19 protein-coding genes are annotated in these 20,573 nt (G+C 71.2%); 8 read left to right on the forward strand and 11 right to left on the reverse strand.

Annotated features, from left to right (window positions below; translation table 11 throughout):
• Nucleotides 1–6: 6 nt before the first annotated feature.
• Nucleotides 7–4,716, reverse strand: a complete 4,710-nt coding sequence (locus ACFC51_RS29020; RefSeq protein ID WP_376376474.1) for a DEAD/DEAH box helicase — start codon at nt 4,714–4,716, stop codon at nt 7–9.
• Nucleotides 4,717–4,817: 101 nt separating this feature from the next.
• On the opposite strand from ACFC51_RS29020, the gene ACFC51_RS29025 reads away from it, so the two are divergent.
• From ACFC51_RS29025 to ACFC51_RS29035, 3 genes are read left to right on the forward strand one after another with little or no spacing between them, the layout of a single operon-like run.
• Nucleotides 4,818–5,681 (forward strand): AraC family transcriptional regulator, encoded by an 864-nt coding sequence (locus tag ACFC51_RS29025; RefSeq protein ID WP_376376473.1) that lies wholly within the window; start codon nt 4,818–4,820, stop codon nt 5,679–5,681.
• 10 nt (nt 5,682–5,691) lie between these two features.
• Nucleotides 5,692–6,474 (forward strand): AzlC family ABC transporter permease, encoded by a 783-nt coding sequence (locus ACFC51_RS29030; RefSeq protein ID WP_376376471.1) that lies wholly within the window; start codon nt 5,692–5,694, stop codon nt 6,472–6,474.
• Nucleotides 6,471–6,776 carry an AzlD domain-containing protein gene (locus ACFC51_RS29035; RefSeq protein WP_376376469.1) on the forward strand — a complete coding sequence of 102 codons (306 nt, stop codon included), beginning with the start codon at nt 6,471–6,473 and terminating at the stop codon, nt 6,774–6,776. The genes ACFC51_RS29030 and ACFC51_RS29035 overlap by 4 nt, the downstream gene beginning before the upstream one ends.
• 10 nt (nt 6,777–6,786) lie before the next feature.
• On the opposite strand, the gene ACFC51_RS29040 is transcribed toward ACFC51_RS29035, so the two are convergent.
• Nucleotides 6,787–7,701 (reverse strand): hypothetical protein, encoded by a 915-nt coding sequence (locus ACFC51_RS29040; RefSeq protein ID WP_376531667.1) that lies wholly within the window; start codon nt 7,699–7,701, stop codon nt 6,787–6,789.
• 79 nt (nt 7,702–7,780) lie between these two features.
• Here ACFC51_RS29040 and ACFC51_RS29045 point away from each other — a divergent pair, with 79 nt between their 5' ends.
• The 4 genes from ACFC51_RS29045 (at nt 7,781) to recX (ending at nt 11,695) form a co-directional block, all read left to right on the forward strand.
• A complete protein-coding gene (locus ACFC51_RS29045) occupies nt 7,781–7,975 on the forward strand; it encodes a DUF3046 domain-containing protein (RefSeq protein ID WP_376376465.1) in 195 nt (64 codons plus the stop codon).
• 208 nt (nt 7,976–8,183) lie between these two features.
• A complete protein-coding gene (locus ACFC51_RS29050; protein ID WP_376376493.1) occupies nt 8,184–9,305 on the forward strand; it encodes an AI-2E family transporter in 1,122 nt (373 codons plus the stop codon).
• A gap of 569 nt (nt 9,306–9,874) precedes the next feature.
• The gene (recA, locus tag ACFC51_RS29055; protein ID WP_376376463.1) at nt 9,875–10,999 is read left to right on the forward strand and encodes a recombinase RecA; all 1,125 of its coding nucleotides are present in this window, start codon (nt 9,875–9,877) and stop codon (nt 10,997–10,999) included.
• A gap of 3 nt (nt 11,000–11,002) precedes the next feature.
• The gene (recX, locus tag ACFC51_RS29060; RefSeq protein ID WP_376531669.1) at nt 11,003–11,695 is read left to right on the forward strand and encodes a recombination regulator RecX; all 693 of its coding nucleotides are present in this window, start codon (nt 11,003–11,005) and stop codon (nt 11,693–11,695) included.
• A gap of 376 nt (nt 11,696–12,071) precedes the next feature.
• Here the strand turns inward: recX and ACFC51_RS29065 are convergent, their stop codons facing one another.
• The 9 genes from ACFC51_RS29065 to ACFC51_RS29105 all read right to left on the reverse strand — a co-directional run bounded on the left by ACFC51_RS29065 (nt 12,072) and on the right by ACFC51_RS29105 (nt 19,507).
• Nucleotides 12,072–12,749: a hypothetical protein gene (locus ACFC51_RS29065; protein ID WP_376376459.1), complete on the reverse strand. Its 678-nt coding sequence runs from the start codon at nt 12,747–12,749 to the stop codon at nt 12,072–12,074.
• A gap of 326 nt (nt 12,750–13,075) precedes the next feature.
• Nucleotides 13,076–13,489, reverse strand: coding sequence for a rhodanese-like domain-containing protein (locus tag ACFC51_RS29070; RefSeq protein ID WP_376531777.1), 414 nt, complete (start codon nt 13,487–13,489; stop codon nt 13,076–13,078).
• Nucleotides 13,480–14,112: a cysteine dioxygenase gene (locus ACFC51_RS29075; RefSeq protein WP_376531779.1), complete on the reverse strand. Its 633-nt coding sequence runs from the start codon at nt 14,110–14,112 to the stop codon at nt 13,480–13,482. Before ACFC51_RS29075 ends, ACFC51_RS29070 begins: the two co-directional genes overlap by 10 nt.
• A 96-nt stretch (nt 14,113–14,208) precedes the next feature.
• Nucleotides 14,209–14,295, reverse strand: coding sequence for a putative leader peptide (locus ACFC51_RS29080; RefSeq protein ID WP_311605579.1), 87 nt, complete (start codon nt 14,293–14,295; stop codon nt 14,209–14,211).
• 32 nt (nt 14,296–14,327) lie between these two features.
• Nucleotides 14,328–15,959: an FAD-dependent monooxygenase gene (locus ACFC51_RS29085; RefSeq protein ID WP_376376457.1), complete on the reverse strand. Its 1,632-nt coding sequence runs from the start codon at nt 15,957–15,959 to the stop codon at nt 14,328–14,330.
• A gap of 178 nt (nt 15,960–16,137) precedes the next feature.
• Nucleotides 16,138–17,052: an amino acid ABC transporter permease gene (locus ACFC51_RS29090; RefSeq protein ID WP_376531671.1), complete on the reverse strand. Its 915-nt coding sequence runs from the start codon at nt 17,050–17,052 to the stop codon at nt 16,138–16,140.
• On the reverse strand, nt 17,049–17,717 hold the full coding sequence (locus ACFC51_RS29095; protein WP_376376453.1) for an amino acid ABC transporter permease: 669 nt from the start codon (nt 17,715–17,717) through the stop codon (nt 17,049–17,051). Before ACFC51_RS29095 ends, ACFC51_RS29090 begins: the two co-directional genes overlap by 4 nt.
• A 98-nt stretch (nt 17,718–17,815) precedes the next feature.
• Nucleotides 17,816–18,658: a glutamate ABC transporter substrate-binding protein gene (locus ACFC51_RS29100; RefSeq protein ID WP_376376451.1), complete on the reverse strand. Its 843-nt coding sequence runs from the start codon at nt 18,656–18,658 to the stop codon at nt 17,816–17,818.
• A 63-nt stretch (nt 18,659–18,721) separates the two neighbouring features.
• Nucleotides 18,722–19,507, reverse strand: coding sequence for an amino acid ABC transporter ATP-binding protein (locus ACFC51_RS29105; protein WP_376376449.1), 786 nt, complete (start codon nt 19,505–19,507; stop codon nt 18,722–18,724).
• Nucleotides 19,508–19,869: 362 nt separating this feature from the next.
• Here ACFC51_RS29105 and ACFC51_RS29110 point away from each other — a divergent pair, with 362 nt between their 5' ends.
• The gene (locus tag ACFC51_RS29110) at nt 19,870–20,562 is read left to right on the forward strand and encodes a response regulator transcription factor (RefSeq protein WP_376531673.1); all 693 of its coding nucleotides are present in this window, start codon (nt 19,870–19,872) and stop codon (nt 20,560–20,562) included.
• Nucleotides 20,563–20,573: the final 11 nt, after the last annotated feature.

A 20,573-nucleotide genomic window follows, 5' to 3' on the forward strand; every position in this document is an offset into this window, starting at 1 on the left:
CGTGGCTCAGGCGCGCAGGCGCAGCCCCCGGGGTGTGGCGAGGAAGCCGGCGGCCTCCAGGGTCCGGCCCAGCGGGGAGGTCAGCGAGGACACGCCGTTGGTGCGTTCCACCGTGACCGTGCCGAGGGTCCCCGCACGGGCGGCCGACGCGAGTGCCTCGGCCGCTGCGCGGAGCGCGGGGTCGGAGGGATCGGTGGGCCACGCGAGGAGGGATTTGCCGCCGCGCTCCATGTAGAGCGTCAGCTCGCCGTCCACGAGGACCACGAGCGACCCGGCCTTGCGCCCTGGTTTGTGTCCGGCGCCGTCAGGCGACTCGGGCCAGGGCAGGGCGGCGCCGTACGCGTTGGCGGGATCGGCCGCGGCGAGGACCAGGGCACGCGGCACGGAGCCCGGGTCGGCGCGGTCACGCGCCGTGGAGACGGCTCTCAGCCGGTCCACGGCACCGTCCATCGCGAACTGCGCGGCCCCCAGCCCCTCGACGACGTAACCGCGGCGGGCCTGCCCGCTGTCCTCGAACGCGGCGAGGATGCGGTAGATCGCGGAGAACCCGCCCTCGACGCCCTCCGCCTGCACCGCGCCACGGGTGACGACGCCGTGGCGGTCGAGCAGCGTGCGGGCCAGGGCGTGAGCGCGATGGGTCGGCTCGGGCTCCGCGGGAGGCAGGAGCGACCAGCGTCCCGACACGGTCGGCGGGCCGGTCCTGGAGGCCGGCCTGGCCGCCGCGGTCAGCGACCCGTAACGCCCGCGCGGCACATTGCGTCGCGCGCGGTGTGCGGTGGAGCCGGCGGTGCGTCCCGAGCCGAGGAGCGAACGCAGCGGGGCCAGCGTGTCGTTGGTCAGCCGGCCCGACCAGACCAGGTCCCAGAGCGTGTCGGCCAGCTGGGGGTCGGTGCAGTCCGGGTGGGTGGTGGCGCGGACCTGGTCGGCGATCTGCCGGAAGAAGAGCCCGTACCCGCCGGAGAGGACGGTGAGGACCGACTCGTGCAGCGCGGTCAGCTCCAGCGGGTGGGGCGGGGGCAGAAGCAGCGGCGCGCTGTCGGCCAGGTGGACGGAGAGCCAGCCGTCCTTCCCGGGGAGGGCGCCCGCGCCCGCCCAGACGACCTCGCCGGTCGTCGTGAGCTCGTCGAGCATGGCCGGGGTGTAGCCCATGACGCGGCTCGGCAGGATCAGCTTCTCCAGGGCGGACGCGGGGACCGGAGCGCCCTGCAACTGCTCGATGGCGCGGGCCAGTCCGTCGATACCGCGCAGGCTGCTGTCGCCCACGTGCTGCCACTGGGGGAGGAAGCCGGCCAGCGCCGCGGGCGGAACCGGCTCGAGCTCCTGGCGGAGCGCGGCGAGCGAACGGCGGCGGAGCCGTCGCAGGACCGTGGCATCGCACCACTCCTGGCCGATGCCCGCGGGGTGGAACTCGCCCTGGACGACGCGGCCCGACGCGGCGAGCCGTTGCAGTGCCCCGTCCGTGACGGCGGTTCCGAGGCCGAAGCGGTGTGCCGCCCGGGTGCTGGTGAACGGGCCGTGCGTACGGGCGTACCGGGCGAGCAGGTCGCCGAGGGGGTCCTTGACCGGCTCGGTGAACGCCTCGGGGACGCCCACGGGGAGGGCGGTGCCGAGGGCGTCGCGCAGCCGGCCCGCGTCCTCGACGGCCGCCCAGTGAGGGGCGCCGCCGATGCGGACCCGGAGGGCGCGCCGCGAGGTCTCCAGCTCCGGTGCCCACGCGGGCTCCGCACCGCGCTCGGCCAGCTCCGCGTCGGTCAGCGGGCCGAGGACGCGCAGCAGATCCGCCACCCCCTCGACGTCCTTGATCTTCCGGTCGTCGGTCAGCCACTGCAGCTCCCGCTCCAGTTCGCCCAGGACATCGGCGTCGAGCAGCTCGCGCAGCTCCGCCTGGCCGAGCAGCTCGGCCAGGAGATGGGAGTCGAGCGAAAGGGCTGCCGCACGCCTCTCGGCGAGCGGTGAGTCGCCCTCGTACAGGAACTGCGCGACATAGCCGAAGAGGAGCGAGCGGGCGAACGGGGACGGCTCGGGCGTGGTCACCTCGACCAGGCGGACACGGCGCGCCTCCAGGTCGCCCATCAGCTCGGTGAGGCCAGGAACGTCGAAGACGTCCTGGAGGCACTCGCGGACGGCTTCGAGGACGATCGGGAACGAGCCGAACTCGGAGGCGACCTGAAGCAGCTGGGACGCGCGCTGGCGCTGCTGCCACAAGGGGGTGCGCTTCCCCGGACTGCGCCGGGGCAACAGCAGCGCGCGGGCCGCGCATTCACGGAAGCGGGAGGCGAACAGAGCCGATCCGCCGACCTGTTCGGTGACGACCTGGCTGATCTCGCCCTTGTCGAACACCACGTCGGTCGCCGCCACCGGGGGCTGGTCGCTGTCGAATCCCGCAGCGGGAGAGACCCGTCCGGCGTCGCCGTGCCCGTCGCTCCCGCCACGTCCCGCATCCGCCTGGACCGGGTCGAAGTCGAGGAGGTCGAGGCCCATGAGATCGGCGTCCGGCAGCCGGAGCACGATGCCGTCGTCCGCGTGCATGACCTGTGCGTCCATGCCGTACCGCTCGCCGAGCCGTGCGGACAGGGCGAGTGCCCACGGTGCGTGCACCTGGGCGCCGAACGGCGAGTGCACCACGATCCGCCAGTCGCCGAGTTCGTCCCGGAACCGCTCGACCAGAACCGTGCGGTCGTCGGGGACGTGGCCGCAGGCGCGGCGCTGCTCGTCGAGGTACGACAGGATGTTGTCCGCCGCCCAGGCGTCGAGCCCGGCGGCGAGCAGCCGCAGCCGCGCGTCCTCGTCGGACAGCGCGCCGATCTCCCTGAGGAACGCGCCCAGGGCGCGGCCCAGTTCCAGCGGGCGGCCCAGTTGGTCGCCCTTCCAGAAGGGCAGTCTGCCCGGGACCCCGGGGGCGGGCGAGACCAGGACGCGGTCCCTGGTGATGTCCTCGATCCGCCACGACGTGGTGCCCAGGGTGAAGACGTCGCCGACCCGGGACTCGTAGACCATCTCCTCGTCCAGCTCGCCGACCCGCCCGCCGCCCTTCTTCGGGTCCGCGCCCGCCAGGAAGACGCCGAAGAGCCCGCGGTCGGGAATGGTGCCGCCCGAGGTGACGGCGAGCCGCTGGGCTCCGGGGCGGCCCGTGACCGTACCGGTGACGCGGTCCCACACGACCCGGGGGCGCAGCTCGGCGAACGCGTCGGACGGATAGCGGCCGGCGAGCATGTCGAGCACGGCGGTGAACGCGGACTCGGGCAGGGAGGCGAAGGGAGCCGCCCGCCGGGCCAGCGCGAGCAGGTCGTCGGCCTGCCAGCTGTCGAGGGCCACCGTCGCGACGATCTGCTGGGCGAGCACGTCCAGGGGGTTGGACGGGATCCGCAGGGCCTCGATGGCCCCCGTACGCATCCGCTCGGTGACCACGGCCGCCTGCACCAGGTCGCCGCGGTACTTGGGGAAGACCACACCGGTGGACACGGCACCGACCTGGTGCCCGGCGCGGCCCACCCGCTGCAGACCCGAGGCCACCGACGGCGGCGACTCGACCTGGATCACCAGATCGACCGCCCCCATGTCGATGCCCAGCTCCAGGCTGGAGGTGGCTACCACGGCCGGCAGCCGGCCCGCCTTGAGGTCCTCCTCCACCTGGGAGCGCTGCTCCCTGGAAACCGAGCCGTGGTGCGCCCGGGCGAGGACGGCCGGTGCGCCCTTCGCGGCCCCGGACTGGGCCATGACCTCGGCGGGGGAGTGGGCCTCGGGCAGGGGGCCGCCGGCCTCCGCCCCCTCCTCGGACACGGCACCGGTCGCACGCTCGTAGGCGATCTCGTTCAGCCGGTTGCACAGGCGCTCGGCCAGCCGTCGTGAGTTGGCGAAGACGATCGTCGAGCGGTGGGACTGGACGAGATCGGCGATCCGCTCCTCGACATGGGGCCAGATCGACGGCTTCTCGGCCTGGCCGCCCTCGTCGCCCGTGGCGGGGGAGCCGCTCAGCTCGCCCAGGTCCTCGACCGGAACCACGACGGAGAGGTCGAACTCCTTGGCGGACGGCGGCTGGACGATCTCCACCTTCCGCTGAGGTGACAGGAACCGTGCGACCTCGTCGACCGGCCGGACCGTCGCCGACAGCCCGATACGGCGCGCGGGGCTCGGCAGCACCTGGTCGAGACGCTCCAGGGACAAGGCCAGATGGGCGCCGCGCTTGGTGCCCGCGACGGCGTGCACCTCGTCGACGATCACCGTCTCGACCCCGGCCAGCGCGTCGCGCGCCGAGGAGGTGAGCATCAGGAACAGCGATTCGGGTGTGGTGATCATGATGTCCGGCGGCTTCGTCGCCATCGAGCGGCGCTCGGCCGGAGGGGTGTCGCCGGAGCGGATCCCCACCCGCACCTCCGGCTCGGGCAGCCCCAGCCGGACCGATTCCTGACGGATCCCGGTCAGCGGCGAGCGCAGATTCCGCTCCACGTCCACCGCGAGGGCCTTCATCGGCGACACGTAGAGCACACGGCAGCGCTTCTTCGCCTCGGCGGGCGGCGGGGCGGCGGCCAGCCGGTCGAGGGAGGCGAGGAAGGCGGCGAGAGTCTTGCCCGATCCCGTCGGCGCGACGACCAGCACGTCCGAGCCCTCGGCGATGGCCCGCCAGGCGCCCTCCTGCGCCGGGGTGGGCGCGTCGAAGGCGCCCGCGAACCAGCCACGGGTCGCGGGCGAGAAGGAATCGAGTGCGGAACCGGCCATGCCCCCCATCGTGCACCCCGCCACCGACAACGGCCGGTGGACAGGCCCGGCGCTCACCTCCGCGAGCGTCGGCATGGGCCCGGACCTGCGAGAATTGCGACATGGTGGAGGTGAACACGACACAGGAATGGGCGAGGCACTGGCAGCACGCCGAACTGCCCGACCTCGACCTGCTGCGCGCCCGGTACGTCCGCCACACCTTTCCGCGCCACAGCCACGAGGGCTACGTCTTCGCCACGGTCACCAGCGGCGTCGAGGACGTCGGCCTTCCCGGCGGCACCGTGCACGCCGGCCCCGGGACCGTGCTCATGATCAACCCTGAGGTTCCGCACACCGCACGCGCCGGAGTGCCGGAAGGGTGGGCGTACGCCACGCTCTATCCGTCCTCCCAGGTGATCAACGACATCGCGGCCGAACTGATGAACACGCGCGGCACGGTCGGCTTCGCCGAGACAGGGGTGACGGACCCGCGCGCAGCCCGGCTGATCACCGAGGTCCACCGGGCGGCCGAAGAGGGCAACGCCCTGGCCGCCGACAGCGTCCTGCGCCTCCTGGTCGCCCAGCTGGTCGACCGCCACGGCAGCGCGATGCCCGCCAGGGTGTCCCATGTCGCCGGCGCCCGTGACGCCGCCCGCGCACGCGCCCTGCTGGAGGAACGGATGGAGCGGCCGCCCACCCTCGAAGCGCTCGCCGCGGACCTGGGCACCAGCCCGTTCGCGCTGCTGCGGGCCTTCAAGAAGCAGTACGGAATGCCCCCGCACACCTGGCTGACCGATGCCCGCGTGCGCCGTGCACGCCGCCTGCTCGACACGGGGACCGCTCCCGCCGAGGCTGCCGTCGCCGTGGGCTTCACCGACCAGCCCCACCTCAACCGTCACTTCACCCGGATCGTCGGGGTGCCTCCGGGCGCGTACCGGCGTGAGCGCGCAAGAACGTACAAGACCGGCGGGGATCAGCCCCCGTAGCGTTCCGGACGTGGCAGAACAGACAGCACCCCCTCCAGCGCCCCCTCGGACCACGGCCGGCCCGGACACCCGGGCCCCGGCCGCGGAGAAGCCGGACGCGGCAGTCGTCCGGGACGCGCTCGGCGTGGGCATAGCCGTGGGTCTCTCCGGCTTCGCCTTCGGCGTGACCTCGGCAGGCTCCGGACTCACCCTCCTCCAGACGTGCGCGCTGAGCCTCCTCGTCTTCACCGGCGCCTCCCAGTTCGCGCTCGTCGGAGCCCTCGCCGCCGGCGGCAACCCCTACACCGCCGCGGCCGGAGCGTTCTTCCTGGGCATCCGCAACGCCTTCTACGGACTGCGGCTGTCGCAGCTCCTGGCCCTGCCGCGCGCGCTGCGGCCCCTCGCCGCCCAATGGGTCATCGACGAGACGACCGCCGTCACCCTGCCCCAGCCCACCCGGCGCGCCGCACGCATCGGCTTCACCGTCACCGGGCTCACCCTCTACGCCCTCTGGAACCTGACCACGTTCATCGGCGCGCTCGGAGCCGAGGCGCTCGGCGACACCGACGTCTGGGGCCTGGACGCGGCCAGCCCCGCCGTGTTCCTCGCCCTGCTCGCCCCGATGCTGAGAAGCACCACGGAGCGCGTCACGGCGGGGCTCGCCGTCCTGCTGGTGCTGGGACTCCTGTCAGTGCTGCCGGCGGGCGCGCCTGTCCTCGTGTCGGCCCTGGCCGCACCCGTCGTCCTCTTCCTCAAGGGCCGCACCACCGACAGGACCGTCACCGAGGACGCGACGCCCGGGGAGGGCCGATGAACATCTGGATCGCCATCGGGCTCACCGCCGTCGGCTGCTACCTCGCCAAGCTCCTGGGGCTGCTGGTCCCCGCCGGAGTCCTGGAACGCCCCCTCGTGCAGCGCATGGCGGCGCTCCTGCCGGTCGCCCTGCTGGCGGCGCTGACCGCCCAGCAGACGTTCGGGGACGGGCAGCACCTGGTGCTGGACGCCCGGGCGGCCGGGCTCGCGGCGGCAGCCCTCGCCCTCGTCCTGCGGGCCCCTTTCCTGGTCGTCGTCGGAGCTGCCGTCGTGGTCACCGCCGTCGTGCGCGCCGTGTCCTGAGCGGCACGGATCAGCGGAGGCCGCGGCCGTACGCACGGAGGGTCTGCAACGCCCTGAGCGTGACGATCGGGCGGCCCTCCAGGGCCGTTCCGGGAGCCCACTGACGCCAGTTGACCGGCCAGCCGCCGTCCTCCTGCTGCTCGGCCGCCAGATGGTCCAGGGAGCTCTCCAGCTCGCCGTCGCTGAACCAGCGGCGGGCGAGCGACCCGGGCGTGCGGGCGTAGTCGTAGGGGAAGTGGTGCTCCCCCTGGGCGTAGCCGGGGGCCACCGGGTACTCCGCCCGGCGTCGCGGATCGGTCACGACCAGCCGCTGATCGCGCACCAGTTCCCCGAGCCGGTCGGCCGCCGTCTCGGCACGCGCCCGGTCCGGGACGCCGTCCAGGAAGGCGACCGCGGCCTCGATCTCGTACGGATGGGAGTGTTCCAGTGCGTCGACGGCGGCCCAGCAGAAGTCGGTGGCCCTGAACAGCCAGGCGTGCCACACCTGGTTGCGGTGCAGCAGTCCGACCACCGGGCCCGTCGCCAGAAGTTCGGCGGGCGGGTCGTCGACCACGGGGATGAACGGGGCGGCGGGGTAGCCCCGTTGGGACGGACGGAGCGCGGGCAGGGCGCCTTCCTTGGTCGACACATCCGTCAGATAGCGGCAGATCCGCTCCACGCGCAGACCACCGCAGCGGCCGATCGAGTCGAGAACGCTCAGCGCGTGAGCGGTGTGCAGCGGTTGGCTCACCGGCCCCCGGAGATCGGGTTCGAGCGCGTGACCGTAGCCGCCGTCCTCGTTCCGGTAGGCGGTGAGCGCGGTCTCGACGATGTCCGCGCCTCCTGAGAGGAAGAGGTGGGCGAACCGCCGCTGTTCGAGGACGCGTGCGGTGAGCCAGATGAACTGCTCGGCGCGGGCGAGAGGGGTTGGTCCGGTTCCAGCCATGGACCGACCGTAGAGGGAAAAGCACCCTCGACAGGGCCCTCCCGCCCGGCCCCACTCTCAGGAGCGGGATACTGAAGGCATGCGGTTGACGATTTTCTGGGAACGGATGGCAGAACACTTCGGCGAGACGTACGCCGATTCCTTTGCGCGGGATCACCACATGGCCGAGCTCGGAGGACGCACGGTGCACGAAGCGCTGGCCGCGGGCTGGGAGGCCAAGGACGTCTGGCGGGGGGTCTGCTCGGCGGTCGGCGTGCCTCCGGACAAGCGCTGAGCGCCGCGGGTTCCGCCAACAGGCGGACCACGTCACCCGCGCCGCCCGCTCCCCGGCCGCAGGGCCGGGCGGCGGAGGAGCCGCCGCAGTGAGCGAGACTTGTCCCGTGGCACCGACAGACGACACCGCCCAGACCCAGCCGCCCGCCTCGCCGCCTGTTCCGCCGGCCGCACCACCGAATCCGCCGCCCGGTGGCGGCTCCGTCCGCATGCCCGGCTGGCTGCCGCGCGCCATTGTCCTGGCTCTGGCGCTCTACGGGTGTTTCCGACTGGGCAGCTGGGCCTTCGACCAGCTCATCGGGCTGCTGACCAACATCCTCATCGCCTTCTTCCTGGCGCTGGCCATCGAGCCGGCCGTCAGCCGCATGGCCGGTCGAGGGATGCGGCGGGGGCTCGCCACCTTCCTGGTCTTCCTCGCCGTGCTGATCGCCGGTGTGGGCTTCGTCGTCCTGCTCGGATCGATGCTCGCCGGACAGATCGTCGACATGGTCGAGGAGTTCCCCAAGTACCTCGACTCGGTGATCAACTGGGTCAACCAGACCTTCCACACGGAGCTCTCCCGCGTCGAGGTGCAGGACAGCCTGCTGCACTCGGACTGGCTCCAGAAGTACGTGCAGAACAGCGCGACCGGCGTGCTCGACGTCTCCACGACCGTGCTCGGCGGACTGTTCCGGCTGCTCACGATCTTCCTGTTCTCGTTCTACTTCGCCGCCGACGGCCCCCGGCTCCGCCGCGCACTGTGCTCCGTCCTGCCGCCCTCCCGGCAGACCGAGGTGCTGCGCGCCTGGGAGATCGCGGTCGACAAGACCGGCGGCTACATCTACTCGCGCGGCTTGATGGCCCTGATCTCGGGCGCGGCGCATTACGTCCTGCTGGTGGTCCTCGGAGTGCCCTACGCACCCGCGCTCGCGGTCTGGGTCGGCCTGGTCTCGCAGTTCATCCCCACGATCGGCACCTATCTGGCCGGCGCGCTGCCCATGCTGATCGCCTTCACCGTCAACCCCTGGTACGCGTTGTGGGTTCTCGGTTTCGTCGTGGTCTACCAGCAGTTCGAGAACTACGTGCTGCAGCCGAAGCTCACCTCCAAGACGGTCGACATCCACCCCGCGGTCGCCTTCGGGTCGGTGGTCGCGGGCACGGCACTGATGGGTGCCGTCGGGGCGTTGATCGCCATCCCGGCGGTCGCGACGCTCCAGGCCTTCCTGGGGGCCTATGTGAAGCGCTACGACGTCATGGACGACCCGCGGGTGCAGGGCGGGCACCGCTGGCGGCGCGGCGAACCGGTGCTGACGAGGATCCGCCGGGCCGTGCGGGGCGTGGGGCGAGGATGAGGCGGGGGCTCCTCGCCCCTGACGGACGCCACCGGGCCCCGGGACGGGGCCACCGTGCTCCTTGCGGCTGCCATGGTGTTCCTGGGGGGCGTCGTCCCTCTCGCCTGTCGTTCCCTCCTGGCCGGTTCCGGTCGGTCGTCGTGGGTGGACGTCGCGTACGTCACGGGGCACGGGTGGGCGGCTCCGAGGGCACGGATCATTTCCGGCCCGTCGACGGGCACTCGGCCGTCGCCCGCTGTGTTGCGGGTGGCTCCGCCGACAGGCGCGCGGTTTCCCGGCAGGCGGGGAGAATGTTCCACGTTTGGTGGGAAATACCCGCGATGTCTGTCACAGTCCATTGACGTGCTCGATGTCGCCTGTTATAAGCCGCTACGCTCGGTTGTGTCGGCCCGGCGTGGTGCGCTTGACACGTAAATCGAACATCCATTCTCATGGGATTCCGGCCGGGTTTTGCCGGGCCCGACCGTGGAGTTGTCCACAGGCCGGGAGGACGTCGAGGCCCATTGTCAGTGGCAGGGGTTAGCGTCTGTGACGTGAAGCGATCGACTCAAGCAAATCGGGTGGAACCCATGGCAGGAACCGACCGCGAGAAGGCGCTGGACGCCGCACTCGCACAGATTGAACGGCAATTCGGCAAGGGCGCGGTGATGCGCCTCGGTGAGCGGCCGAACGAGCCGATCGAGGTGATCCCCACGGGGTCCACCGCGCTCGACGTCGCGCTCGGCGTCGGCGGGCTTCCGCGCGGCCGCGTGGTGGAGGTCTACGGACCGGAGTCCTCCGGTAAGACGACGCTGACCCTGCACGCCGTGGCGAACGCGCAGAAGCTCGGCGGTTCGGTGGCGTTCATCGACGCGGAGCACGCGCTGGACCCGGAGTACGCGAAGAAGCTCGGCGTCGACATCGACAGCCTCATCCTCTCGCAGCCGGACAACGGCGAGCAGGCCCTGGAGATCGTGGACATGCTGGTCCGCTCCGGTGCGCTGGACCTGATCGTCATCGACTCCGTCGCGGCTCTGGTGCCCCGTGCGGAGATCGAGGGCGAGATGGGTGACTCGCACGTGGGTCTGCAGGCCCGTCTGATGAGCCAGGCGCTCCGCAAGATCACCAGTGCGCTCAACCAGTCCAAGACCACCGCGATCTTCATCAACCAGCTCCGCGAGAAGATCGGCGTGATGTTCGGTTCCCCGGAGACCACGACCGGTGGCCGGGCGCTGAAGTTCTACGCCTCGGTGCGTCTGGACATCCGCCGGATCGAGACCCTCAAGGACGGCACCGACGCCGTGGGCAACCGCACCCGCGTCAAGGTCGTCAAGAACAAGGTCGCGCCGCCGTTCAAGCAGGCCGAGTTCGACATCCTCTACGGCCAGGGCATCAGCCGAGAGGGCGGTCTGATCGACATGGGCGTGGAGCACGGCTTCGTCCGCAAGGCCGGCGCCTGGTACACGTACGAGGGCGACCAGCTCGGCCAGGGCAAGGAGAACTCCCGCAACTTCCTCAAGGACAACCCCGACCTCGCCAACGAGATCGAGAAGAAGATTCTCGACAAGCTCGGCGTCGGTGTCCGTCCGGAGGATGCCGCGGCGGAGCCTGCAGCCGATGCTGCGGCGGGTGCTCCGGCTGACGGGGCGGCCAAGTCGGTACCGGCTCCCGCGACCAAGGCCAAGCCTGCCAAGACCGCGGCGGCCAAGAGCTAGGCCGTGACGCGTCGCACGGAGTGGCCGGGCGCAGACGCCGGTGCGGGTCCCGGCCCCGAGTACGCCGCAGAACCGTCCGGGGATCCTCCGGAGCCCGGCCGGGGGGCCGGGTTCGGCGAGGGCGCGGGCCGTCGTTCCCGTTCCCGCTCCAGAAGCAGCGGTTCCCCTTCCTCGTCGAGGGCCGAGAAGGGGGAACCGCGAGACCCGGTCGAGCAGGCGCGCAACATCTGCCTCAGGCTTCTGACCGGGACCCCGCGCACCCGCAAGCAGCTGGCCGACGCGCTCCGTAAGCGGGAGATCCCCGACGAGGCCGCGGAGGAAGTGCTGTCGAGATTCGAGGACGTGGGCCTGATCGACGACGCGGCCTTCGCCGACGCCTGGGTCGAGTCGCGGCACCACGGCAGAGGGCTGGCCCGTCGTGCCCTGGTGCGGGAGCTGCGGACCAAAGGGGTGGACTCGGCGGTGATCGACGAGGCCGTCGGGCAGCTCGATCCCGAGCAGGAGGAGGAGACCGCCAGAGAGCTCGTCGCGCGAAAGCTCCGCTCCACCCGGGGGCTGGACCGTGACAAGCGCCTGCGCCGGCTCGCGGGGATGCTTGCGCGCAAGGGGTACGGGGAGGGGATGGCCCTGCGCGTGGTGCGTCAGGCGCTCGAATCCGAGGGGGAGGACACGGAGGGGCTGGACGAGCCCTTCTGACCGGGGGAAGGGAGCAGGGGGACGGGGGAGCAGGGGAAACGGGAACAGCCGGGGTGCGGGGGACGGGGAAGCGGGGGGCGGGAGCAGCGGGCTTTCCGACGGGTACATAACGGTGCCGATACCCGGGGGCGCGGGGCGCGCGCCTGCACGGCCCTGGTGGCGCTGCGGCGGTGGCGGAGGGGGCCACCGCCGCGGAGTCATCGGCTCTGCGGCAGTGGCGGAGGGGTCACCGCCGGGGAGTCATCGGCTGTCGGTGGCCCGCTCCGGCCTGCGGCGCCCATCGGTCCCAGGTACAGGCGGCGGAGCCGGCGTGGAGTCGCCGGGTGGTCCTGCTGACACCGGGCAGAAGCCAGGCGTGGGGTGCGTGGTGCCGGGGTCAGTGCCCTGCCAGGGATGCCCGGCGGATCGTGGCGTCGATCAGTGCCAGCGCTTCGGTCGCGGTGCGCCCGGGGTGCCGGTTCCAAGGGCCGATGAGGTCGGTCCAGCCCTGCGAACGCAGCTCGGTGATCAGCCAGGCGCCGGCACGGTCCACGGTGGAGAGCGAGCCGTACCCCAGCCGGTGGGCGGTCAGCATGGCCCCGCAGAGGCAGCGTGCACCGCGGGCGTTGCGCAGGCGGTAGGGGGTGTTCTGCCAGCCCCACTCGGTCAGGATCTGCCGTGCGTAGCCGAGATGGACGGACGGACGCACATCGGGCTGTCCGATGCGGCGCCAGGAGTGCAGATGCTCGGGCAGTACGGCGCCGAAGCGCCCGGGCAGAGGGCGCTCACGGGGTTGCCGTGCGGGTCGCCCTGCGGGCAGCGCCCGTAGGGAGTCGTCGACGAGCCGGTCGACCGGGACGCTGAGCAGATCCCGCCAGTCGGCCGGGCGTACGAGCGGTGCCTCACCGTCCGGGGTGGGTGTCTGTGGCGCCGTCGTCATCGGTGCGGGCTCGCGCGGTGAGGGCTCCCGGGCGGTGCGCTCCCACTCCGCGACGATGTCCTGCCACGCGTCCGTCCCGTGGAGCCGGGAGGCTTGGGCATCGAGCTGGTCCGGGGTGAGCTGAGCGGTTTCCATCGGCGCCACATCTCCGTACATTCCGGTCCTCAGTGATGAGGCGAATGTCCGTCGTGCGCGAGGATCGCTCCACCGGAGAGCGGCGTTCGGGTGGGCAGGTGCGGCATTCGGTCCTGCCCACAGCCGACAGCCGCCTACCGAGGGCCGCCTGCCGAGGGCCGCCTGCCGAAGGCCGACACCGACGGGCTCGGGGCGGTGCAGCCGGTCGTTCGGCCTCCGGCGGGGCGGTACGGAGAGCGGGCTTCCCGGTGCCCCTCCGGGCTCCCCGGAGGCCCGGCCACCGTGACGGAGCGCCGTCGGCGGTGCCGGGCTCCGGCCCCTTCCGGTCAGGGGGTGACGGGAAGTCCCGCCGCGCGCCACGCCTGGAAGCCACCCGTCAGATCCGTGGCCCGGTGCAGTCCCAGCTGACGCAGGGAGGCGACCGCGAGACTCGATGCGTAGCCCTCGTTGCAGATCACCACGACCTGCAGGTCGTGGCTCACCGCCTCAGGGGCACGGTGGCTGCCCTGCGGATCGAGTCTCCATTCCAGCTCGTTGCGCTCGACCACGAGCGCCCCCGGGATCAGCCCGTCCTTCTCGCGCAGCGCGGCGTAGCGGATGTCGACCAGGAGCGCGCCCTCGGCGGCCGCAGCCGCGGCCTCCTCGGGGCCGATCCGCTCAAAGCCGGCCCGCACCTGGTCGAGCAGTTCGTCGATGCCCACCGGCTCCTGGCCGTCCTCGTACGCGCCGCTCACTGCCAGTCCTCCGGGTGCTCCGTCTGCTCCAGACGCAGCACCGTTCCCGTGCGGCTGTAGCGGCGGATCTGCGGCAACGGCGGATAGTACGCGTGGACGGAGACGGCGTGCTCCTCGGCGGATTCGTTGAGGACCTCGTGGACGTGGTGCTGCCCGAAGGCCCTGCCCTGGCCGGTCGCCAGGAGCCGGGTCCGGTCGACGCCCTCGTTGAGTTCGAGGGTCTTCCAGCCGTCGGTGGGCAGACGCGCGGCCAGGGAGTGTTCCCTGAGTGCGCCTGCCGCCACGGTGAACGCGCCGGTCGACTCGGCGTGGTCGTGCCATCCGGTGCCGGTGCCGGGAGGCCAGCTGATCAGCCAGGCCTCGCTGCCACCGGGGCCCTCGAGCCGGAGCCAGGTGCGTCCCTCGGGATCAAGGGGGAGCGAGGCTACGAGCGCGGTGTCCTCGGCGGTCCGGCGGACGAAGTCGAGGAGCTCGGCAGCGCTCGGGGCCGGAGCGTCCGGGCCGGTGGCCGCCGCGGCGACCGCGTCCGGAGGGACCGGGACGCCGGCATCCGCCCCTGGAGTGGCCGGGGCGGTGACATCCGCCGGGGAGGTGACGCCCGCGCCGACGGCGGACGCGGGTGTGGGCAGGGAGGAAGAAGAGGTTGCAGACACAGGGACCGTCCTGAGAAGTTCGCTTGGAAGCACGGCGGCGCGGAACGCGGCACGCGTGCCCGGGAAGGCGATTCAGCAGGACGGGCGACACACGCAGCCCGCGTAACGGACGAGGTCCATATGGACCCTCCGCCACAGGCGCACATCGGTGTCGGTCATGATCTGGAGTACACCATGTGCGTCTGCGACGGTCAATTGACGTCCGCTGTCCGGTCGGAGCTCGTGGTGGTGCGCGCGTCGTCGTCGTGCGCCGTGTCCACGCCGCCACGCGCTGCCTCGGCCGCCGCGAAGAGCTCCGCGGGCCGCACTCCGCCGAAGGCCGCCACGAGATGCCCGTCCGGCCTGACCATCAGCACCGTGTGGGCCGTCGCTCCCGGGTAGCTCTCGGTCACCAGCAGCTCGGCCTTCACAGGGAGGGCCTCCACCGCGTCGACGAGCCGGGGCATGACTCCCGCGGTCATCCAGTGCCGTCTGTCCCACACCCCTGTGCCCGGTGCGACCAGGATCACCAGCAGATGCCCCTGGCCCAGCCGGTCGCGGAGCCGCACCGCCGTCCCGTCGGGCGCGGTCACCCGGACATCGGTGACCGGTGCCCCGGGGGCCGTCCCCACTGTCGCGTGCGCCTCGGCGTGTCGAGGCGAAAGAGGGGAGTGCGTGTACGACGGGGGCGCGCCCAGGGGTCCGCATCCCAGATGACCGTCGGCCAGCAGGGTGTCGTGCCCGCGCGCGCTGCCGGGTACGAGCGTCCGGAGGCCCCCGCCGCCCCGCAGTATCGGCAGCGACTGGTCGGCCGCGCGGAGCCGGGAGGCGACTGCGGCCCTGCGCTCCGCCTGGTAGCTGTCGAGCAGCAGCTCGGAGCCGCTCTGGTGCCATGCCTGGGCCAGCTTCCAGGCCAGGTTCTCGGCGTCCCGGAGCCCCTCGTCCAGACCCTGGGTGCCGAGCGCGCCCAGCAGGTGCGCGGCGTCACCCGCCAGGAAGGCACGCCCGGACCGCCACCGCCTGGCCAGTCTGTGGTGGAGCGTGTACACGCCTGTGTCCAGCAGCTCGTAGGCCGGTGTCTCACCGCACCAGCCTTCGAGCGTGTCGCGGATCCGGGTGATGAGGGCGTCGGGGGTGACGAGTTCGCCGCGCGGCGGAAGGAGCCAGTCCAGTCGCCAGACACCACCCGCGAGCGGCCGCGCCGTGACCTCCGCACCGCCCGTGCGCCAGGGCGGGGACCGGTGCAGCACGGCCTCGCCGGGCCAGGGAAGATCGGCCCGCAGCGCGGCGACGGCGTGCCGCTCGACCGCCGTACGGCCGGGGAACCTGATGTCGAGGAGCTTGCGCACGGTGGACCGCGCGCCGTCGCAGCCGACCAGGTAACTGCCGCGCCACCAGGTCGATCCGGGCTCCCTGGTGTGCACCGTGACGCCGTGGGCGTCCTGCTCCAGGGTGTCGATCCTGCTGAGCGGAACCATGGTGACGAGATCCTGCGCGGCCACGGCGGCCCGCAGTCCCCCGGTGAGCGCGTGCTGGGGCAGATGGACGGGCGAGGGCAGCGGAACAGTGCCTTCCATGTCGCCCAGCGGCACGGCGCGCACCAACTGCTTGCGCCGCACGGACCGCCAGCCGGTCCAGCGCAGCCCCTCGTGGTGGAGCGCCGGGCAACCCAGGCGTTCCACCAGGTCAGCGGTGTCCTCCCGCAGCACGACCGTGCGCGCGGGGCGTGGTTCGTCCTTGCCCGGGCCCTCGTCGAGGAGGACCGAGGGGACGCCCTGAGCGGCGAGAGCGAGCGACAGCGCCAGCCCGACCGGGCCGGCGCCGACGACGATCACCGGGTCCACGGTGTGATCCCTTCCGCGCCGGTCGTCGAGATCGAGGGGGAGGAGGTGGTGGCTGCCGGAATCGTTCGAGGCGGGATCACAGAACGTATGCAACCTACTGCCGGTGCTTGCGTCAAGTGAACGTGGCGGGGGCGCGGCAGTTGCGCCGCGCCCCCGTGGGTCGAATGACGACGGACCGTCAGGTCCCGCTCCCGTCCTTGATGACGAGCGGCGGCGCGCCGATGGTCTCGGCGCCCCCGTCGGGGCCGGCACCGACGGTCGCGCCCGTGCTCTTCCTGCCCCGCCGCAGCCGGCGCTCCAGCCAGCTCGCGAAGGACGTGAGTGCGAAGTTCAGGGCGATGTAGATCAGGGCGATGATCGTGAAGCACGCGATGGTGTTCGCGCCGTAGTTCGCGCTCATCGGGCGGACCGACGCCAGCAGCTCGGGGAAGGTGAGCACCGCACCGCCGAGTGCCGTGTCCTTCACGATCACGACGATCTGACTGACGATCGCGGGCAGCATCGCGGTGACGGACTGCGGCAGCAGCACGTACCGCATCGTCTGCCCCTTGCGCATGCCGATCGCCTTCGCGGCGTCGGTCTGGCCGTTGGGGAGCGACAGGATTCCGGCCCGCACGATCTCGGCGAGTACCGAGGCGTTGTACAGCACCAGGCCCGTCACGACGGCGTACAGCAGGCGCTCGTCGGTGGCGATGTCGGTGAACTCCGCGTACGCCGCGTTGGCCGTGATCATCAGGATCAGGACGGGGATCGCGCGGAAGAACTCGACGACGACGCCTGCGGGCATCCGCACCCAGCGGTGGTCGGAGAGCCTGCCGATGCCGAACAGGGCGCCGAGCGGCAGGGCGATCAGCAGGGCGAAGAACGCGGCCTTGAGCGTGTTCTGGAACCCGGGCCAGATGTACGTCTCCCACGGCTGGGGGCTCGTGAAGAACGGCTCCCACTTGACCCAGTCGAGCTGGTGCTTCTCGTCGAGACTGGTGTACACCCACCACAGCACCGCGGCGAGGGCGGCCACGAAGACGACGGTGTAGAGGATGTTGCGCCGCTTGGCGCGGGGCCCCTGCGCGTCGAAGAGGACGGAGGTCGTCATCGCTTCACCGCCACCTTCTTGCTCACCCAGCCGAGGAGAAGCCCGGTCGGAAGGGTGAGGCAGATGAATCCGAACGCGAAGACGGCGGATATGAGGATCAGTTGGGCTTCCGCTTCGATCATGTCCTTCATCAGGTACGCCGCTTCGACCACGCCGATCGCCGCGGCGACCGTGGTGTTCTTGGTCAGCGCGATCAGCACGTTGGCCAGCGGGTTGACGACCGCGCGGAAGGCCTGGGGGAGGACGATCAGCCGCAGGACCTGGGTGAAGCTCAGCCCGAGGGCGCGCGCGGCCTCGGCCTGGCCGGCCGGCACCGTGTTGATGCCCGCCCGCAGTGCCTCGCACACGAAGGCGGCGGTGTACAGGGCCAGGGCGAGCACGGCGAGCCGGAAGTTGATGACCTCGAAGTCGCCGCCGCCGCCGAGCGTGATCTGCAGGGTCTGGAAGAGACCGAGCGAGGCGAAGACGATGATGACGGTCAGCGGGATGTTGCGGACGATGTTCACGTAAGCGGTACCGAAACCGCGCATCAGGGGGACCGGGCCGACCCGCATACCGGCCAGCAGCGTTCCCCATATGAGGGAACCGAGAGCGGAGTAGACGGTGAGTTTCACCGTCACCCAGAAGGCCCCCAGTAGGTCGTAACCTTCAAGAAAGTCGAACACGATCTCCCGTGCTTCCACGTGTGGGGAGGGCTCGGTGCGCCGCCTCGCCGGCGGCGCACCTCGTCAGCCCGGCTTCGGACCGTCCGGAGTGAGGAGCCCTACTTGACGACGTTGCCGATCTTCGGCGCAGGGTCGTTCTTGTAGTTGGCGGGGCCGAAGTTGGTCTCGACCGCCTTGTCCCAGGAGCCGTCCGAGACCATCTTGGTGAGCGCGGCGTCGATCTTCTTCTTGAGCTCGGCGTCGCCCTTCTTGAGGCCGATGCCGTAGTTCTCGTTGGTCATCTTGAAGCCGGCCAGCTTGAACTTGCCCTTGTGGACGTCCTGCGCCGCGTATCCGGCGAGGATCGAGTCGTCCGTCGTCAGGGCGTCGACGGCCTTGTTCTCGAGGCCGGTGAGGCACTCGGAGTAGCCGCCGTAGTTCTGCAGCTGCGCCTTCGGGGCCAGCTTCTCCTTGACGTTCTTCGCGGACGTCGAGCCCGTGACGGAGCAGAGCTTCTTGTTGTTGAGGTCCTCGGGCGTCTTGATGGTGTCGTCGTCGGCGCGGACGAGGACGTCCTGGTGCGCGAGGAGGTACGGGCCCGCGAAGTCGACCTTCTGCAGGCGCTCGTCGTTGATGGAGTACGTCGCGGCGATGAACTTCACGTCGCCGCGCTCGATCGCGGTCTCGCGGTCGGCGCTCTTGGTCTCGACGAACTCGATGTCCTTGGCGTCGTAACCGAGTTCCTTGGCGACGTACGTGGCGACGTCGACGTCGAAGCCGGCGAACGTGCCGTCCGGCGTCTTCAGGCCGAGACCGGGCTGGTCGATCTTGATGCCGATCGTGATCTTGCCACCGCCGCCGGAGCCCGCGGCGTCGTCCTTGTCGTCGGAGCCACAAGCGGTGGCGGTGAGGGCGAGAGCGAGCACGGCGGCGGACGCTGCAGTGACCTTGCGAAGCTGCATGATGGAATTCCTCGGGTTGACGCGGTGTGAGTACTCAGCTGGTGCTGGACCAGCCGTGCGGGTTCAGTGGTGAAGGATCTTCGACAGGAAGTCCTTCGCCCGGTCGCTGCTCGGATTGCTGAAGAACTGGTCGGGAGTCGCCTCCTCGACGATCTTCCCGTCCGCCATGAAGACCACGCGGTTGGCCGCCGAGCGGGCGAAGCCCATCTCGTGGGTGACGACGACCATCGTCATTCCGTCCCTGGCCAGCTGCTGCATGACCTCGAGGACTTCGTTGATCATCTCCGGGTCGAGCGCCGACGTGGGCTCGTCGAAGAGCATGACCTTGGGGTCCATGGCCAGCGCGCGGGCGATGGCGACGCGCTGCTGCTGGCCACCGGAGAGCTGTGCGGGGTACTTGTCCGCCTGCACGCCGACCCCTACGCGGTCGAGCAGGTTGCGGGCCTTCTCCTCGGCCAGCTTCTTGTCCGTCCCGCGAACCTTGACCTGGCCCAGCATCACGTTCTCGAGCACCGTCTTGTGCGCGAAGAGATTGAACGACTGGAAGACCATGCCGACATCGGCACGCAGCCTGGCGAGCTCCTTGCCCTCCTGGGGCAGCGGCTTGCCGTCGATCGAGATCGCGCCCGAGTCGATCGTCTCCAAGCGGTTGATCGTGCGGCACAGCGTGGACTTCCCGGACCCGGAGGGTCCGATGACTACGACGACCTCGCCCGCGGCGATGGTCAGGTCGATGTCCTGGAGCACATGCAGCGCGCCGAAGTGCTTGTTGACGTTGCTCAGTACGACAAGGTCGCCCCCCGCAGGTGCGGCATCCTCGGCAGCCTTGGTCACTGACACTCCGCTCATCGGCTTCTTGCTCCGTCCTCCTCGGTTAGGGAAGGACCCTAGTGACGCAGTGCGACCAGCGTCATTACATCTGAGCGGAAATTGAGCATAACGATCCGGCCGCAACCGGACACACCGTGTGAACGGGACGCCACGGGGTGCTCGCCGGCGTACCGGGTGGGTAACGGAAACCCGGTGGTAACGGGCAGGGGCTTGACTGGCGTACCGGTCATCGGCGTGGATGCCCTGGTACGGAAATGACGTGAATCGCCGCTGTACGGGAAGGTTCGCCGGGTGGAACACCGGCGCACCGTCACGCACGGTCCCGGCCGTCACGAAGAAAAGCGAAGCACCTTGAGAAGTCATGAGGCGGTGAGGGGACCATGAGACTGCTGCTCGTCGAGGACGACGACCACGTCGCGGCCGCGCTCTCCGCCGTGCTCTCCCGGCACGGTTTCCAGGTCGTCCACGCCCGCAGCGGCGAGGAGGCCCTGCAGGCGCTGCTGCCCGCCGACAAGGAGCCGTTCGGGGTCGTGCTGCTCGACCTCGGACTTCCCGACCAGGACGGCTACGAGGTGTGCGGGAAGATCCGCAAGCGCTCGGCGATCCCCGTCATCATGGTGACCGCGCGTTCCGACGTCCGGTCCAGGATCCACGGCCTCAACCTCGGCGCCGACGACTACGTCGTGAAGCCCTACGACACCGGTGAGCTCCTGGCCCGTATCCACGCCGTCGCCCGGCGCAGGACGGCCACGGGGGACACCGGTCCGACCCCCCTCGCGGCGCTGCGGATCGGCCCGGTCCGCATCGAGCTGCCCACGCGCAGGGTCAGCGTCGACGACCAGGAGGTCCCGCTCACCCGCAAGGAGTTCGACCTGCTCGCGCTGCTCGCCCAGCGCCCCGGCGTGGTCTTCCGCCGGGAGCAGATCATCAGCGAGGTCTGGCGGACGAGCTGGGAGGGGACGGGGCGCACGCTCGAGGTCCACGTCGCCTCGCTGCGCTCCAAGCTGCGGCTTCCCGCGCTGGTCGAGACCGTGCGGGGCGTCGGCTACCGGCTCGTCCCGCCGTCGGACTGAGGACGTAAGCC

The sequence above is a fragment of the Streptomyces sp. NPDC055962 genome, assembly GCF_042270185.1.
In the GTDB taxonomy this organism is placed as follows: domain Bacteria; phylum Actinomycetota; class Actinomycetes; order Streptomycetales; family Streptomycetaceae; genus Streptomyces.